The organism is Enterococcus canis NBRC 100695 (assembly GCF_001544375.1).
Taxonomy (GTDB): domain Bacteria; phylum Bacillota; class Bacilli; order Lactobacillales; family Enterococcaceae; genus Enterococcus_H; species Enterococcus_H canis.
Map to the genome: position 1 here is coordinate 1 of NZ_BCQJ01000005.1, position 16,305 is coordinate 16,305.

Below are 16,305 nucleotides of genomic sequence, written 5' to 3' on the forward strand. Positions count from 1 at the left end.
TACTGCTGAAGAATTTTTAAAAGTTGACGAAAATAAACAATTAATTTATGACGCACTTATTAAAAAAGCGGATTATTTTTGGGAATGAGTTAGCTTATCAATACTAATTATATGCTTTAAAAGATTTTTTTTACTGGCTATCTTATTAAATGCAAAATATTCATTCGATTTCTCAATATGCTAGAAACGATAGTATTCTATTGTCGAAAGAATAAGACAATATACTGGCGAGTATTTTTTGACCATACTTTTGACCTTCTCAATCAAAATTTACTGGGGTGTATTAGATTTTTTAATTTGTCAATAATCCCATATCTAAGCTGTTTTCTGACTATCAGGTACCACCAGAAAGCAATCCAGCTCTCAATACCGTTTCAAGTAGCCTTTATCACTACTCGAAACGGTATTTGTCTACGGTCTGAAACATCTATCTAGTATAGATAGATGTTTTTTTACATAAAGAATATTATATGGTTGGTTATTTATAAATAGAAAAGAATATTCTACTTATATTATTGCTTGCCGTGTTTAAATTGAGTCGATTCTTTATTATTCTGAATTGATTTTTTGTTAATCTCGTGTAATCATATCGTCTACCAAGAATTTCTAGGGGTGTGTTCTTATAAGAAATAAGGCTAAGTAATGTTGAGCATTGGTAGGAAGAAAATTTACAAGAAAAAATCAGTCCTTTTATTATATTGAGTAAATCAAGCATTTGGGATTTATCGTTAATAAATCTATAAGTAAAGCCTAGACCAAATTGCATGTTTTTCCCATATTTATCTATTGATGTGACTCCATAAATTATGTTCATTATTTTATAGTACAGAATCCAAAATTGTTTTTTTGATCTAGAACTTTGTTTATAATTATAGAAATCCCGTTTAATTTTATTAATCAGTTTCTTGAATTTACAGTCAGAGATATTGATTAATAATTTACCTTTATCTGAAGTAAAGTGGTATCCAAGATAGTTGAAATTTAGTTCTTCATTATTTTTGAAAACTGAAAATTCGGTTTTTGTTTCGTTTAATAATAAAAAATGAGTTTTAAATACTTCTCTTAAAATGTTTAAATCGGTTTCTGAGGTTATTCTATTATTGTTATAATTGATTATTATTATGTCATCTACATATCTAAAATAGAAAATTGGATTGAAAGCTGTACGTATATCTTGATCAAAATTTTCTAAGTAGACTTCAGAAAGCGCGTTTGAAAATGGTAATCCCAAGGGGATTCCAGAAACAGAACTTGAAAAAAACATTGGTTTCAAGATATCTATCGTGGAGAGGGATAACATGTTTCCTTGCGATATTTTTTTGTATAAAGAATGCTTATTAACGGAAGGAAAGAAATTTTTAATATCCGAACGAATAATTCTAAGGTCTATTCTGGGAAGCAAATAAGACTCATGATTTCCATGAGTCAAGGTTTCAATAAGCTGTTTTATAATTTGTTCTCTACTGGATAATCTAATACCATATTTTTTTTCTATTTCTCTTTTAATATCAAGAAATATTTGTTTTTCAATTTTTGTTGGATTATAAAAAATTCGTTGCCCAGCATTAATCTTATTCAATTTCGGAATAGATTTCACTTAAAAACTCCTTTTTTTACTAGACTCCTTCTCCTCACTCCTTTACTTGAGTGAGGAGTAAATGCTCGATTAAAGCATTTGGATACAAATTAATTGAGTAACCATCAAGTGTGTATTCCGTCCTACAATTTAAGTAGCTAATCTTGTTAACTGCTTATCAAGGTGGGAATTATAGTTCTCATTGAGAACTACAAGGAGGCTAGTGTATAATATGAAACATATTATACTCGAATTTTATTATAAAATTGCCTATGTTTCAACTAAAGTATTAAAGGAGGATATCGTGAAAAAAATTTGTTTTTGAGAACGGATGTCTTAGCTGAAGAAATCCCAATTCTTTTTTCTAATAAAGCTGTGTATATGAATTTCACTAAAAAAAGAATGCAGCAGCATCGGGACAACTGCAAATTGTTAGAATCTATAACGGTGCCTCTTTTTTTTCATATACCTAAATCTGCGAATGAAAAAAGAAAAATAGGCCTTCTGCATCCAATTGCACAAATTCAAATATTCGATTACATGCTCAAATATGAACAATTAATTTTATCTTTCTGTGAAAATTCCCCATATAGTGTTAGATCTCCTATGAAGAGAAATCGCCCTAAAATTAAAGATATTGAGCTTAGAAAAAAAGAAATAGCTAAGATTGAAGAAGAATATAGTTTTAATGAACAGTTATCCGTAACAAGTGAAGAAGATCAAATTTTATTTTACAATTTCTTTTCCTATAGAAAATATAAAAAGATTACTGATTTGTATAATTCACCTAGATTTAATAGAGATAAATATAAATATAACTTTTTTTTAAAACTAGATATACAGAGGTGTTTTCCCAGTATTTATACACATTCTTTAGCATGGGCGATATTTGGAGATAAGTCTTTAGCCAAAAAATATATAGGTATCGATAATTCTTTTCCAAATGCAAGTGATAAAATATCTCAAAAAATTAACTTTAATGAAACTCATGGCTTAGTTGTAGGTCCAGAATTTTCTCGTGTAATAGCTGAATTACTTTTTACGCGAATTGATATTGATTTAGAAATTTTTGCAAAAAAAAATGGCTTGCAAAATAAAAGGGAGTATTCATTATATCGATTTATTGACGACTATTTTATATTTGCAACAAAAAAGGAGCATATCGAGTTATTACAGTCGTTCTTGCGTAGCGAATTAGAAAAGTATAATTTGACTTTAAATATTGGAAAAACTGAATTGCAAGAGAAACCCTTTGAGATATATGACGCTTCGATAATTGGTTTGAAGAGAGCAATTAAGGAATTTGAATTTGATAAGTTATTATCTGCAGTAAAAAAACATATTGAAGTTGAGGACTATAAAGGTGAAAAGAATCAATGGAATGATCTTTTTTTTAAGATAGAAAGTTTGATTGCAATGTATCCTAATTCTAAAAGTAGAACAATTAATTACTTTCTAAAAACCATTCGAGGTGCAATATTTTACGATGGAAAGTATGAACACCGATACGTAATTTCTAATATTTTAGAAATTATAACTAATATATTTACTTTAGATATAAACTACAAAAGCACTAACTATCTAATTGCAATATTTGCCAAATTATTAGGCCAAATTAAGAATTTGAATCGTGAATGGGAGTTAAGTAGAAAAGAACTTTCTTTGGAAAAAAATATTAATGAAGATGTTGAAAGAAAAATAAATGAGCTAGACAAACAAATGAAGTCTTTAAAATATATAGAAGAAAAAATGTTCCAACACTTATTTCTTGTTTTAAAAAACAATATTGGAAAAATTGAAGATATGTACGAAATTTTTATACTTATGAAACTCCTAAACAAAAAACTGTCACCTAGTTTTTTGTGTAAAATATTATCGGAAAAAAAAGACTCATATTTTGTTTGTTGTAGTATTGCTTATTACATTTTAGAAGATGATTTGTCTGGTTTGGATACTAGGTATATAACCGTGGCGAATAAACTAAAATCAGTTACAGATGAAAAAATATATCATTATTTAGAGAAGGGAGCAAAGTTTCCAATCCTTGAAGGAGAATACTTTTATTTTTTAAATGATTTTTCTAAGTATCCCGGATTTAGAATTAGTCTGAGAAAAAAGTACGAAAAACGTTTAAAAATAGAGTACAAAAAGACTATTTTAGATGGTAGTGGAAATATAAAGGACAATGACCTTTATATTTGGGAAGACATTACTAGGTACTCATATTATGATTGGAATACGAAGACTGAAACATTTGTCAGGAAAATAGCTAAGAAAAGTTCTAATATGTCTAGGATAGATAGTTCAAGTGATTATTGAATTGCTTCACTGCATCAAGCAAATACTACTTAAAAAATTTTAACGTGGAAGTATTTGATTATATGATACTTATCCATTTTACATCAAGAAATGCTGTAAAATGCTTTTCCTTACTCTGCTCAATATTCTACGTATATGTATTTGATAGTATCGGCTCGCAAGTAATTAATTGACACCATTGCTTTTAAATAATCTGAAATTCAATTAAATTTTTTGTGTTTCAATCTCTTGGAATCATTGCTATTAAAGCATTATGAAGCTGTTTGAAAAAATGATTGGGCTAACCAGGTCTTAAAAAAGCTCGTAAAGCTTCACAGTTCTCAAAACGTTAAAAACTGTTTTATATCAGTCTTATCAGGCGTTTCGCAATTCATTTTGCGAAGCGTCTTTTTTTGATTAAAGCTATTCTGATTTACACTTTTTAGTTGTATCTAAACTAATAGTAGTGTTAAATGATTCAATTTATCTACCTTAAGTACAGACCGCATCTTTGCTTCTTAGGCTATTCCCTAGTATAATGACGTTGTTTTAAATTCGTAGGAATTTTATAGTGTAGTGGAGGGATCTATACATAATGACAAATAATTTTTGGGCTGAACTGTCTAAGCCTTTTTTTGTTTTGGCACCAATGGAAGATGTGACGGATGTCACCTTTCGTCATGTGGTACAAAAGGCTGGCGCGCCAGATGTATTTTTTACGGAATTTACTAATTCTGATAGTTTTTGTCATCCAGAAGGGATTGATAGCGTTCGGGGGCGTTTAGTCTTTACAGAAGATGAGCAGCCGATGGTGGCGCATATTTGGGGGGATAAGCCGGAGTTTTTCCGCGAAATGAGTATTGCTTTGGCGCAGATGGGTTTTAAAGGGATTGATATTAATATGGGCTGCCCGGTACCTAATGTGGCGGAACGTGGTAAAGGTAGCGGTTTGATTTTACGTCCAGACACGGCTGCAGAATTAATCGAGGCAGCGAAAGCGGGCGGTCTACCAGTCAGCGTCAAGACACGGGTCGGCTTTACAGATACGGCGGAGCTGGAAGACTGGATCAGCCATTTGCTAAAGCAGGATATTGCGAATTTGTCGCTGCATATGCGAACTAGAAAAGAAATGAGTAAGGTTGCTGCTCACTGGGAATTGATTCCGCATGTCGTGCGGCTGCGGGATGCACTTGCACCGCAAACAACGCTCACCATTAATGGTGATATTTTGGATCGTAGTATGGGACTGGCACTGGCCGAAAAGTATGGCGTTGATGGGATCATGATTGGTCGTGGAATTTTCAAAAATCCTTTTGCTTTTGAAAAAGACCCGCAAGCACACTCGCCGGAAGAGTTGATTGATTTATTACGTTTGCAACTTGATTTGCAAGAACAATATGCGGAACAAGTTCCGCGCTCGATTACCGGACTTCATCGCTTTTTCAAAATCTACATCAAAGGCTTTCCAGGAGCAAATGATTTACGGATTCGCCTAATGAACACGAAATCAATTGCCGAAGTTCGTGAGATTTTGGATGAGTTTCAAAGATAATAACAAGAGATTCCTAAGCCCAAATTAGGAGTCTCTTGTTTTATTGTGTCTCCATTCTTTGAGTCGTTAGCTGGCTTATAGGAGAATTTCAAACAAGATATTGAAAATCAGCTACCATAAAGCCATATTTACTAGGCATGAACTAACGGAAATGGAGGTTACTGACTATCAATGAAAAAAGCGTATCAAATTTTTGACTTACGGTGATGAACGATGTAGGATTGAAAATGAACAATGTTCATGTTGATGATACTCATAATAAAATCTCAGAAGAGGAGGTTTAAAGATGAATAACACGGTCAGTTCTCGAGCGCAACTTATAGAGCAATGTAAGGAAATCGTTCGAGAAAAAGGTATTGAAGCTGTTAGTATTCGTGCGATTGCGGAAAAAAGCCAGATTTCGGTTGGCGCGGTCTATAACTATTTTCCTAATAAAGGAGAATTGTTAGCGGAAACGCTGGGAAGTGTCTGGGGAGAAATCTTTCATTTTTCCGAGGATTCTTATCAATTTAAACACTTTACGGATTGTTTGGCAGCGCTGTTCAAAAGTGTTGCAGAGGGAAAAAGACGTTATCCTAATTTTTTTACAAGTCAGGCACTAGTTTTGGCTTTTGACGAAAAAAATATGGGTATGGCAAAAATGGCGCTTTATTGGCATCATATAAAAGACAGTCTGTTGACTGCTCTTGATCAAGATCAGAGAGTGCGCCCGGCTATTTTCGAGGAAGCTTTGACGAAGCAACAATATGTTGATTACATTTTTGATTTGTTTTTAAATGCGATTATGAAAGACTATCCGGCTCAAAGTATTTTAAAATTAGTGGAGAATTCACTTTATTAATTTTTGTATAAAGTGAACAATGTTCAGTTTGGATTTAGGAGGAAAATAAATGGTTAAAAAAACAAGCTTACTGGCAATTGCCAGCATTGTCTGGATGATGGCGGGATTCAACGTACTAAAAATTGGTATTGATACCTACAGTGGTTATGTGACGATTATCAATCTGCTACTGTCTGTCCTTGTATTCGTAATTTTTTGGTGGATGGTCTTTCATAAACTGACAGTGAAGCATACTGACCGCATCACTCATTATGAAGCTGAAAAGCAATTCTTTCTAAAATTTTTCGACGTCAAATCCTTTATCATTATGGCGGTTATGATTACAGGAGGTGTTTTGATTCGGGTCTTTCATCTATTGCCAGACCGATTTATCGCTGTTTTCTACACAGGTTTAGGCTCAGCGCTCTTTTTAGCTGGTGTTTTGTTTGGTATTAATTTTTTGAAAGAAAAGAGAGCAACTACTTAAGTAAAGAAAAGTAGCCTAAGGAACCAAGATGCAGGTTACATGGTAGGACTAATTAATAGAATTGGCGTAGGACGTGAAATATTTTTTCATGTCCTTTTTAATGTGCAAATGATTATAATGAATAACTTTAATTATGGTAAAAAAATAAAAAAACCACTAAGAAAACTATTTTCTTAAAAATTATATTGATAAAATTATTTTCAGGTGATATAGTTACATTGTAAGCGATAACATTAGAGGTGTTTTTTAGATGATTGAGACAATGTCAAAGGCAGAAATGCAGCGTTATCAAGGTATAAGAGGTGTTCCTCATGATTTTACCGATTATTGGCAGCAACTTATTTTGTCACTACAGTTACCAGAATTGAAGATTAGAGAAAAAGATTTTCATGTTAAGCAGGTTCGCTGCTTTGATTTGTATTTTGATGGTACAAATGGTTCTCAAGTTTATGCCAAAATGCTATTACCAAATACGAATCAGAAAATACCTGTGATTTTTCATTTTCATGGTTATCAAGGGCGCAGTAGTGATTGGTCGGAATATTTTAAATTTGTAGCGTGCGGTTATGGGGTGGTTGCTTTAGATGTGCGGGGTCAAGCAGGAAAGTCTCAAGATAAGGGTCAATTTGAAGGTCTTACGGTTAAGGGACAAATCGTGAGAGGAATGGTAGCTGGCCGAGAGCAATTATTTTATCGTGATATTTTTTTAGATGTGTATACCTTAATTGAGCAAGTAAGAAAGCTTCCTGAAATTGACGACGAAAACATGCAAACTTTTGGTGCCTCTCAAGGTGGCGCTTTAGCTGTAGTGGGGGCCGCACTTCATCCGCATATTAAGCAAGTTGTAACGATCTATCCTTTTCTTGCTGATTTTCCGCGGGTGTTGGAGCTGGGGCAAATTACGGAACCTTATGATGAATTATTCCGCTATTTTAAGTTTCAAGATCCCTTTTATCAAACTAAAGAGCAGATTTTTACGGCCCTGGACTATATTGATATCAAAAATTTTGCTCATATGATTAAAGGGAAAGTCAAACTGCTGACAGGGTTACGTGATGACATTTGCCCCCCGTCCACACAATATGCTTTTTTTAACCGTATTCAAACGAATAAGGTCCACATTCTATTGCCAGAATATGGGCACGAAGCTTTAAATGTGGGTGCAAATGATCTTTGTTTTAATTGGTTAGTCAATACTGAAATCGAAGAGGTGTAGAAAGATGAATTTTAATGAACAAGTAAAGCAAGGACTTATTGTTTCTTGCCAGGCATTGGAGAGTGAACCCCTACATAGTTCATTTATTATGTCGAGAATGGCTAGAGCAGCAGCTGAATCAGGTGCGGTGGGTATTCGAGCAAATTCGGTTGTAGATATCCAAGCCATTCAAGATCAGGTAGAGCTGCCTGTTATTGGCTTATTAAAGCAAGTTTATCCAGACTCAGAAGTATTTATTACTCCTACATTGAAGGAGGTCCGAGCAATCTGTGCTACTGGAGTGGCGGTTGTAGCGATGGACGCCACGACCCGGCCACGACCGTTAGGTGAACGTTTAGAAGATATTATCACAGTGATTCGCGAAGAATATCCGGAGGTTCTTTTGATGGCAGACACGGCGAGCTTGGCAGATGTTCACTATGCAGAATCTTTGGGCTTTGATTATATTGGGACGACGCTATTTGGTTACACAGAAGACACGGCAGGTCAAAATATTGCTGATCATGACTTTAAACATTTAAAGGATGTATTATCACAAACCTACTTACCAGTTATTGCAGAAGGAAAAATTGACACTCCCGAAAAAGCACGTAAAGTTTTAGAACTTGGTTGTCACAGTGTCGTGTGCGGCGGGGCCATTACTCGACCACAAGAAATCACACAGCGGTTTGTTAGTGAAATTAGAAGAACAAAGTTATCGGTATAAAGGAGGATTTATCGTGGAATCTACAATGGAAAAGAAGAGTCAGACTAAAAAGAATTTTTGGCTACGACACAAAGAAACGCTAACAGGCTACTTATTTATTGGCCCGCAGTTGATTTTATTTTTATTGTTTATTGTTTATCCCGTTTTTGAAGGATTTAAAATGAGCCTTTTCCGTCAAACCTATACAGAAGAAATTTTTGTTGGTTTGGAAAATTATAAGGAACTTTTTGCAGATCCAGTCTTTTTAAAGTCAGTCTTTAATACGGTTTTGTTTGTAGTGGCTATTGTTTTTCTAACAATCGTTTTTGGACTATTTGTTGCTACGACTGTTTACGATAAATCTGCCAAATATATTTCTTTTATTCGAGGCAGCTTTTATCTACCAGTTATGGTCTCAATGGTCGTTATGAGTATGATTTGGAATTTCTTATTAAACCCTGCCAATGGGTTGATTAGCTATTTGTTTGAACAGATGGGGGCTGGTAATGTAAACCTTTTAGGAAGTAGCACGTGGGTTATGCCAACCATTATTTTCGTAACATTTGTCGGAAACGTAGGGCAATCGATTATCTTATATGTGGCAGCGATGATTGGAATACCGGAAGACTACTTTGAAGCGGCACAAATTGATGGCGCTACCAGATGGCAACGTATTACTAAAATCTTGATTCCGCTAGTAAAACCAACAACGTTGTATTTAACCGTAATCAATATTATTGCAGTCTTAAAGATTTTCGTTGTAATCCAGTTGCTAACCGGTGGGGGTCCAAACAACGCTTCAGTGACCATGATGTATTATCTATATCAAAATGCCTTTGTTTACAATAATACCGGGGTAGCAGCAGCGGTAGGAGTATTGATGTTTGTGGTAGCTTTATTGCTTTCAGTACCGCAATTTAAAACGTTTGGGAAGAAGTGAGGAGTGAGAACATGAAACTGATCAAAAAAATAAAAAGTATGGAGCCTTATGATCTAATCACAAACATTATTGTATTTTTGTTAGCACTGTTGAGTCTGTTTCCAATCATTTGGCTCATTACTAATTCCTTTAAGACATCAGCTGACATTTATAAGATGCCGCCAGATATTTTACCAAAATCACTTTATCTAGGGAATTTTAAAGAGTTATTTAATAATCAACCAGCTTTACGGTGGGGATTTAATAGTTTCTTTGTTTCCTTTATCACGACAGCCCTTAGTGTAGTTCTTTCATCAGCAGCGGCGTATGCCTTTGCTAAACTGAATTTCAAAGGGAAAAAAGTTCTATTTGCTTTATTTATCGCTTCGTTGATGGTACCGAAGGAAACTTTTATTGTTCCGTTGTTTAAAATCGTCGTGGCATTTGATTGGGTCGATACCTATCAATCTTTAATTATTCCTAATTTGGCGATGTGTTTCGGTGTGTTTATGTTGAAGTCGTTTTTCGAATCGATTCCGGATTCGCTTCGTGAATCTGCAAAGCTTGATGGTGCTAGTGAGTGGACAATTTTTTGGAAGCTAATGTTACCAATTGCCAAACCGGGAATCGGGGCGTTGTTTATTCTGAATTTTGTTACTTTCTGGAATGATTATCTCTGGCAGTTGTTAATGGCACGTAGTAAAGACATGAATACGTTGACAGTTGGGGTAGCGGGCTTGATGCAAGAAATCAATCCAAATATCGGTCTGCGTGTAGCAGGGGCCGCAGTAGCTGCTTTGCCAATGGTTGTGATTTTTATCGTTTTCCAAAAGTATTTTACAAAAGGAATCGCAGCAGGAGCTGTAAAAGAATAGAGGGAGAGAAAAACATGAAAAAATGGTTTAGTTCAGCAGTAGTTGCAGGAATGGCTTTACTAGTATTTGCTGGTTGTGGCGGTGGTGATGAGAAGACCAACGAAGCCGGGGGTGGCGCTGTAGATGTGGAAGTTTGGTTGACCCCACAGTGGAAGGGTGTCATGGACGCTGCGGAAGATGGAGCAGATTACGATAGTTTCTTTAAGGAAGCAGCTAAACGTTATAAAGAGGAAAATCCAGATGTTAATATCAATGTCCAGGTAATCCCAGGAGAGCAACGTTCAGATAAGCTAAGTGTTGCTATTCAAACAAAAACTTTACCAGATATTTTCTTCGATTCTAGTTTTGCTTTGAGCGAATATGCCCATATGGGTGTTTTGACACCATTAGATGACATTATTGATGATGAGACTAAAAGTGATATTCCCGCATCAATTTGGGAAAATGTTCAAATCAATGATCAAACTTATTTCTATCCATTTGGACATAATCCAGGTACGTTAGCCTACAATGCAGACATGTTTAAAGCAGCCGGGTTAGAGGAATATATCGCGGGCGAACATGAGATTGCAACTTGGAATGTAGCGGATTTCGAGAAAATCTTAACGGCTCTAAAAGAGCATAATGATAAGGTTTCGCCTTTTGGACTTTATGCAAAAAATAATCAAGGGGATACCTGGAATCTGACTTATATGCGAATGTTTGGTAATAAATTTTTTGATGAGGAAGGCAATATCATTGTAAATGAGGATAACGGTGTTCAGGCATTAAGTTATATCAATGATCTTCGTAAAAAAGGATTGACGACTTCAGGACCAGAATCTTTAACAAGTAATGATGTAAATGCGATGTTCCAAAACCAACAAACGGCGGTTAACTTTACCAATGCTGTCCTCTTCTCTGGTATTCAAAAAGATATGGAAGATGGTAAAGTCAATAAATTTGATATGCGTTTGGCTAATATTCCATCAGAAACTGATCCATTGTCCTTCACTTATGTCACTAGCTCGGTTGTCTTTAACACCGGTGATGATGCGAAGATGCAAGCAGCTAAAGACTTTGTTAAGTTCTATTCAACCGACCCAGAATTAGTGAAAGCTTCTAAAAATACGTTGCCTGTTCGGGAATCCGTGTCAAAAGAATTGGCAGGGGAGTTACCGTACCTAGAAGCTTATAACAAGAATGCACCTTACATTATTAATTTTTCAAATAATACTCCAGGTTATGCAGAGTTGAGAAATGCCTTCTTCCCAGAATTACAAGCAGTCTTTACCGATGCAAAAACACCAAAAGAAGGCTTAGATAACTTTACGGAACAAGGAAATCGGATTATTGAGAATAACAAGAAAAAATCAGTGATTGAGTCAGGTAAGTAAGATGTTGTATGGAGCTTGGAATGAATTAACGGAACCTGAACTACAAACTAAACTGATCGAGATTATTAAATTTATTCAAAAACTACCAGATTTTGAAATAGGCAGTCAAGTAGTTGCTGAGGGAATAAGGGCCAATTTCTTATCATATGATACGGCAGCTGATACGGAGCGAGAATGGGAAGCACATCGTAAACATATTGACCTACATTATGTTTTAAAAGGAAACGAGCAAATTGATTTAGCTAAGAGTACGCAGCTATCTCCGCAACCATACCATGAGGAAGATGATTTTTATCTTCTTCATGGTAAAAAAGAAATGAGTGTTTTATTGAGCGCCGGTCAATTTTTACTATTAGAACCTGACGAAGCCCATAAGACTGGGATTTCCATTGGTCAAAGTGAGAGCATTCAAAAAATAGTATTTAAAATCAAGGTGTGACGTTATGAAAAATTATTTGTGTATCGATATCGGTGGTACAGCAATCAAGTATGGTCTGTATAATAGGACCGGTCAAAAAGTGACGTCCTTTGCTTCGGATCAAACGAATAATGCTATTGCAGAGCAGAATATTAGTAATACTCTACGTAAAAAGATCCAAGAATTAAAACATCTCGGCTTAGCAGGTGTATGTATCTCAAGCGCAGGTGTAGTTGATCCTGAAGCCGGAAAAATTATCTATTCAGGCTATACAATTCCCAATTATACAGGGACCGCTTTAAAGGAAATGGTAGAAACAGAATTTCAACTGCCTTGTGAAGTGGAGAATGATGTCAATGCAGCCTGTTTGGGAGAATATTGGCAAGGTGCCTTAAAAGGAACTACCAGTGGTATTTGTTTGACAGTTGGCACGGGAGTTGGCGGGGCGCTCTTAATTGATGGTCAGATTTTTCATGGCGCTGGGTATACAGCGGGAGAAATCGGTTATATGACTATTAATGGAGCTAGGTTTCAGGATGTTGCGGCAACATCCGCGCTGGTACAACGAGTTAGAATGCGTAAAGGTTTACCATTAGATGGTAAAGAAATCTTCCATCTGGCAGAAGCAGGCGACCCTATTTGTATTGAAGAAATTGAAGTGTTAATCCAAAGTCTTACAACGGGGCTTGTGAATATTATTTATCTGTTGAATCCTGAGCGTATCGTTCTGGGAGGCGCTATTATGGCGCAGGAAGCCTATTTAAAACCCAGAATACAAAAGGCAATGGACTTAAAAATTCAAGATGATCAATTTAAGCAAACAGAATTACACTTTGCACAATTGAAAAATGATGCGGGAATGGTAGGTGCGTTGTATAATTTTATAAAAAGACAATAAGCGAGGCAATAAGATGAGCATTTTAGAAGATATCCAAAGCAAATTTCCGTCCTTTTCCGAAAAGGAAAAACGGCTGGCAACGTACCTATTACAAAACAGTGGGACTGTCTCTAATATTAATATCTCTACGCTTGCTCATGAAACAGGCACGTCCCCAGCAACGATTACGCGATTTGCCAAGAAATTGAAGCAAAATAGTTTTGTGGATTTAAAAATCCAATTAGGTGCATTGCAAAGTAAGCATCAACGAGCAGACGAGGGATTAAAAACAGAAGTTTATGATTATTATAGTCGTGTAATTGAAAATACTGAGAAGCTGACTGATCCCGCAGATATGAAACAAATCGTAAACTTGATTACAGCAGCCCCTAGAATTTTTATTTTTGGTGTAGGAAGTTCAGGGCTGACTGCCTTAGAGCTAACTCAACGACTGCTACGAATGGGACTAAATGTAATCTCTACAACTGATTCTCATATGATGTTGATAACAAGTTCGATGGCTAAAGCAGGCGATTTAGTTATTGGAATTTCCACTTCCGGTGAAACGCAGGAAGTAAACGATTCATTATGGTATGCCAAACAAAATGCAGCTACAATTATCAGTATTACTTGTTTTCCAGAAAGTACTTTAGCTAATTTATCCGAGGTTGCATTGATTGCATATAGCAGTCTATTCATTGGCAATAAACGTTTTGTGAATTCCCAATTCGCTATTATGTATCAAATTGATGTTCTTTCGACAATGCTCCTTGAAAATGCTGAGCTTAATGACAAGATGAGTCGTACGATAAAAATCATTACGAAAAATGAAGATATGAAGGAGTCAGAAAAATCATGACAAACTTAGACAAATATAAAGGAATCATTCCAGCATTTTATGCTTGTTATGATGAAGCGGGTAATATTAGCGGAGAACGTGTGGAAAAGTTAGCAAATTACTACTTAGATAAAGGGGTTAAGGGTCTTTATGTAGGTGGCAGTTCAGGCGAGTGTATTTATCAAACTGTTGAAGAGCGGAAACTAGTATTAGAGCATGTTATGCGAGCAGTCGGCGGGAAAATGACAATTATCGCCCATATTGCGGCACCTTCAACTAGGGATAGTGTTGCGTTAGCAAAACATGCTGAAAGTTTAGGAGTAGATGCCTTGGCAGCAATTCCACCTATCTATTTTGTTTTACCTGAGGCAGCTATTAGAGCATACTGGCTGGCGATGGTAGAAGCTACAAAGCTAGACTTTATTATTTATAACATCCCTCAAACTACAGGCTATGCCTTATCTCCTAAGCTATTTCGAGAAATGATGAGTCATTCTCAGGTTATCGGTGTTAAGAATTCGTCAATGCCTGTCCAAGATATTTACCTATTCAAACACAGTAGTGAAAAGAAGGCAATCGTATTCAATGGACCAGACGAACAATTTATCGCAGGTCGAATTATGGGGGCCGATGCGGGTATTGGTGGTACCTATGGTGTGATGCCTGAATTGTTTATAGCTGCTAATCAAGCTTTCGCGGCCAATGATATTCAAAAGGCACAAGAAATTCAAAATAGTATTGACCAAATTATTTTTACCATGGTCCAGGCGGAAGGCAATCTCTATGCTGTAATGAAAAGAATTCTAGCCAAACATGGTATGGAAATCGGAACAGTCCGAGCACCGTTGCCACAAGTAACAGAAAAAGACCACACCATCATTGACAAAGCAGATCAATTGATTCAAGCAGCTATTGCAAAATATCCATTGGATAAATGAAACAAGCCTCCGCAAAAATGCGGAGGCTTGTTTTTTTAATCGATATCAATTGTCACGTTTACTTCTTGTAGCGGGACATCATAAAAGCGGTCTTCCCGACGTCCGAGAAAATCTTTGGCTTGCTGCGGGAAGAGGGCGTACATCAAGACGTCTTCTTCCGAGCGGGCGTATTGCTTGATTTCTTCACGGAAATCAGGGAGCTGATCACTAAGCAAGTCAGCGGGGCGAACAGTGATTTGTTCTTCCTCACCAATGATTTTTTGCTTGATTTCGGCTTTAATGAGTACTGGTGGTCGGCCGTATAAGCCTTTAACATAGTCTTTGATTTCGGTTGGCACCATTTTGTAGCGTTCTTGGGTAATCACATTCATCAGTGCTTGAGTCCCCACCATTTGTGAAAGAGGTGTTACCAGTGGCGGGTAACCTAAGTCAGCCCGGACAAGTGGCACTTCGCGCAAAACGTCTTCATATTTATCCTGCAAGCCTTGTTCGGTTAATTGGCTTAATAGGTTAGACAACATCCCACCAGGAACTTGATAAATCAAGGTTTTTGGATCGATATCTTTGACTTTAGGGTTCAATAACCCTTCTTTACGAAAACGGTCGCGAATCGGGTTGAAGTAGTTAGCAATTTCGCTGACTCTCTCCATATTCAGGCCAGTATCATAACCCATTTCTGCAAGTGATAAGGCTAAAGATTCGGTTGCAGGTTGGCTAGTACCGCTGGAGAAAGAAGAGATGGCGGTATCGATAATATCAGCACCGGCTTCCACCGCTTTCAAATAAGTCATCTCGGAAATACCACTGGTAGCATGAGTATGGACTTGTAGCGGTAAATCAATGCTGTCTTTAATGCGACTGACTACCTCAAAACTAGTTTGGGGTGTCAAAACGCCCGCCATATCCTTGATACAGATGGAGTCAGCGCCAATATTGGCCATCTCCTTAGCTAAATTAACAAAGTAATCCACGGTATGAATTTCACTTGTGGTGTAAGAAATAGCAGTTTGACATTCACCACCAGCTTCTTTGGCCGCGGTGATAGCTGTTGCCAAGTTACGGGTATCATTTAAGGCATCGAAAACACGGATGACATCGATACCATTGGCTACGGACCTTTCGACAAAATCCCGCACCACATCATCGGCATAGTTTTTATAGCCTAGTAGATTTTGTCCCCGTAGTAGCATTTGTAGCTTGGCATTTTTAACTTCTTTACGGATTAAGCGGAGGCGTTCCCAAGGATCTTCATTCAAAAAGCGAATACAAGAATCAAAGGTTGCGCCGCCCCACATTTCGAGGGCATAGTAGCCGGCTTCATCCATTGTTTTTAAAATTGGCAGCATATCGGAAGTCGGCATGCGAGTGGCAATTTGGCTTTGTTGGCCGTCCCGCAAGACTGTCTCCATAAATTTGATTGTTTTCGTCAT

General features: G+C 36.4%; 15 protein-coding genes. 13 read left to right on the forward strand and 2 right to left on the reverse strand.

What is annotated here, in order from left to right; genetic code table 11:
- Positions 1–478: 478 nt before the first annotated feature.
- Positions 479–1,597, reverse strand: coding sequence for an RNA-directed DNA polymerase (locus ECA01S_RS08110; protein WP_067393800.1), 1,119 nt, complete (start codon positions 1,595–1,597; stop codon positions 479–481).
- 300 nt (positions 1,598–1,897) lie between these two features.
- Here ECA01S_RS08110 and ECA01S_RS08115 point away from each other — a divergent pair, with 300 nt between their 5' ends.
- The 13 genes from ECA01S_RS08115 (at position 1,898) to ECA01S_RS08175 (ending at position 14,875) form a co-directional block, all read left to right on the forward strand.
- On the forward strand, positions 1,898–3,895 hold the full coding sequence (locus ECA01S_RS08115) for an RNA-directed DNA polymerase (protein ID WP_245631210.1): 1,998 nt from the start codon (positions 1,898–1,900) through the stop codon (positions 3,893–3,895).
- A 574-nt stretch (positions 3,896–4,469) separates the two neighbouring features.
- Positions 4,470–5,426, forward strand: a complete 957-nt coding sequence (locus ECA01S_RS08120) for a tRNA dihydrouridine synthase (RefSeq protein ID WP_067393803.1) — start codon at positions 4,470–4,472, stop codon at positions 5,424–5,426.
- A gap of 286 nt (positions 5,427–5,712) precedes the next feature.
- Positions 5,713–6,267, forward strand: coding sequence for a TetR/AcrR family transcriptional regulator (locus tag ECA01S_RS08125; RefSeq protein WP_067393806.1), 555 nt, complete (start codon positions 5,713–5,715; stop codon positions 6,265–6,267).
- Positions 6,268–6,316: 49 nt separating this feature from the next.
- Complete coding sequence (locus ECA01S_RS08130; protein WP_067393809.1) at positions 6,317–6,733, forward strand: hypothetical protein; 417 nt, start codon at positions 6,317–6,319, stop codon at positions 6,731–6,733.
- A 250-nt stretch (positions 6,734–6,983) separates the two neighbouring features.
- On the forward strand, positions 6,984–7,949 hold the full coding sequence (locus tag ECA01S_RS08135) for an acetylxylan esterase (RefSeq protein WP_067393812.1): 966 nt from the start codon (positions 6,984–6,986) through the stop codon (positions 7,947–7,949).
- A 4-nt stretch (positions 7,950–7,953) separates the two neighbouring features.
- The gene (locus ECA01S_RS08140) at positions 7,954–8,655 is read left to right on the forward strand and encodes an N-acetylmannosamine-6-phosphate 2-epimerase (RefSeq protein WP_067393815.1); all 702 of its coding nucleotides are present in this window, start codon (positions 7,954–7,956) and stop codon (positions 8,653–8,655) included.
- A 25-nt stretch (positions 8,656–8,680) separates the two neighbouring features.
- Positions 8,681–9,574 (forward strand): carbohydrate ABC transporter permease, encoded by an 894-nt coding sequence (locus tag ECA01S_RS08145; protein ID WP_067394394.1) that lies wholly within the window; start codon positions 8,681–8,683, stop codon positions 9,572–9,574.
- Between the two features lie 11 nt (positions 9,575–9,585).
- On the forward strand, positions 9,586–10,428 hold the full coding sequence (locus ECA01S_RS08150) for a carbohydrate ABC transporter permease (RefSeq protein ID WP_245631211.1): 843 nt from the start codon (positions 9,586–9,588) through the stop codon (positions 10,426–10,428).
- Between the two features lie 14 nt (positions 10,429–10,442).
- Positions 10,443–11,804, forward strand: a complete 1,362-nt coding sequence (locus ECA01S_RS08155) for an ABC transporter substrate-binding protein (protein ID WP_067393827.1) — start codon at positions 10,443–10,445, stop codon at positions 11,802–11,804.
- A 1-nt stretch (position 11,805) separates the two neighbouring features.
- Positions 11,806–12,243 (forward strand): NanQ anomerase/TabA/YiaL family protein, encoded by a 438-nt coding sequence (locus tag ECA01S_RS08160; protein ID WP_067393830.1) that lies wholly within the window; start codon positions 11,806–11,808, stop codon positions 12,241–12,243.
- 4 nt (positions 12,244–12,247) lie between these two features.
- On the forward strand, positions 12,248–13,120 hold the full coding sequence (locus ECA01S_RS08165) for an ROK family protein (RefSeq protein WP_067393833.1): 873 nt from the start codon (positions 12,248–12,250) through the stop codon (positions 13,118–13,120).
- A gap of 13 nt (positions 13,121–13,133) precedes the next feature.
- On the forward strand, positions 13,134–13,958 hold the full coding sequence (locus tag ECA01S_RS08170) for a MurR/RpiR family transcriptional regulator (RefSeq protein ID WP_067393836.1): 825 nt from the start codon (positions 13,134–13,136) through the stop codon (positions 13,956–13,958).
- On the forward strand, positions 13,955–14,875 hold the full coding sequence (locus tag ECA01S_RS08175) for a dihydrodipicolinate synthase family protein (protein ID WP_067393839.1): 921 nt from the start codon (positions 13,955–13,957) through the stop codon (positions 14,873–14,875). The genes ECA01S_RS08170 and ECA01S_RS08175 overlap by 4 nt, the downstream gene beginning before the upstream one ends.
- Before the next feature lie 35 nt (positions 14,876–14,910).
- Here ECA01S_RS08175 and ECA01S_RS08180 read toward each other — a convergent pair whose 3' ends face one another.
- Complete coding sequence (locus ECA01S_RS08180) at positions 14,911–16,305, reverse strand: oxaloacetate decarboxylase subunit alpha (protein ID WP_067393841.1); 1,395 nt, start codon at positions 16,303–16,305, stop codon at positions 14,911–14,913.

Excerpts from the sequence above, each read along its gene's own strand:
- ECA01S_RS08120 (WP_067393803.1), top strand. The coding sequence starts at position 4,470 with ATGACAAATAATTTTTGGGCTGAACTGTCTAAGCCTTTTTTTGTTTTG.
- ECA01S_RS08125 (WP_067393806.1), top strand. The coding sequence starts at position 5,713 with ATGAATAACACGGTCAGTTCTCGAGCGCAACTTATAGAGCAATGTAAG.
- ECA01S_RS08130 (WP_067393809.1), top strand. The coding sequence starts at position 6,317 with ATGGTTAAAAAAACAAGCTTACTGGCAATTGCCAGCATTGTCTGGATG.
- ECA01S_RS08135 (WP_067393812.1), top strand. The coding sequence starts at position 6,984 with ATGATTGAGACAATGTCAAAGGCAGAAATGCAGCGTTATCAAGGTATA.
- ECA01S_RS08140 (WP_067393815.1), top strand. The coding sequence starts at position 7,954 with ATGAATTTTAATGAACAAGTAAAGCAAGGACTTATTGTTTCTTGCCAG.
- ECA01S_RS08145 (WP_067394394.1), top strand. The coding sequence starts at position 8,681 with ATGGAAAAGAAGAGTCAGACTAAAAAGAATTTTTGGCTACGACACAAA.
- ECA01S_RS08150 (WP_245631211.1), top strand. The coding sequence starts at position 9,586 with ATGAAACTGATCAAAAAAATAAAAAGTATGGAGCCTTATGATCTAATC.
- ECA01S_RS08155 (WP_067393827.1), top strand. The coding sequence starts at position 10,443 with ATGAAAAAATGGTTTAGTTCAGCAGTAGTTGCAGGAATGGCTTTACTA.
- ECA01S_RS08160 (WP_067393830.1), top strand. The coding sequence starts at position 11,806 with ATGTTGTATGGAGCTTGGAATGAATTAACGGAACCTGAACTACAAACT.
- ECA01S_RS08165 (WP_067393833.1), top strand. The coding sequence starts at position 12,248 with ATGAAAAATTATTTGTGTATCGATATCGGTGGTACAGCAATCAAGTAT.
- ECA01S_RS08170 (WP_067393836.1), top strand. The coding sequence starts at position 13,134 with ATGAGCATTTTAGAAGATATCCAAAGCAAATTTCCGTCCTTTTCCGAA.
- ECA01S_RS08175 (WP_067393839.1), top strand. The coding sequence starts at position 13,955 with ATGACAAACTTAGACAAATATAAAGGAATCATTCCAGCATTTTATGCT.
- ECA01S_RS08180 (WP_067393841.1), bottom strand. The coding sequence starts at position 16,305 with ATGACGAAAACAATCAAATTTATGGAGACAGTCTTGCGGGACGGCCAA.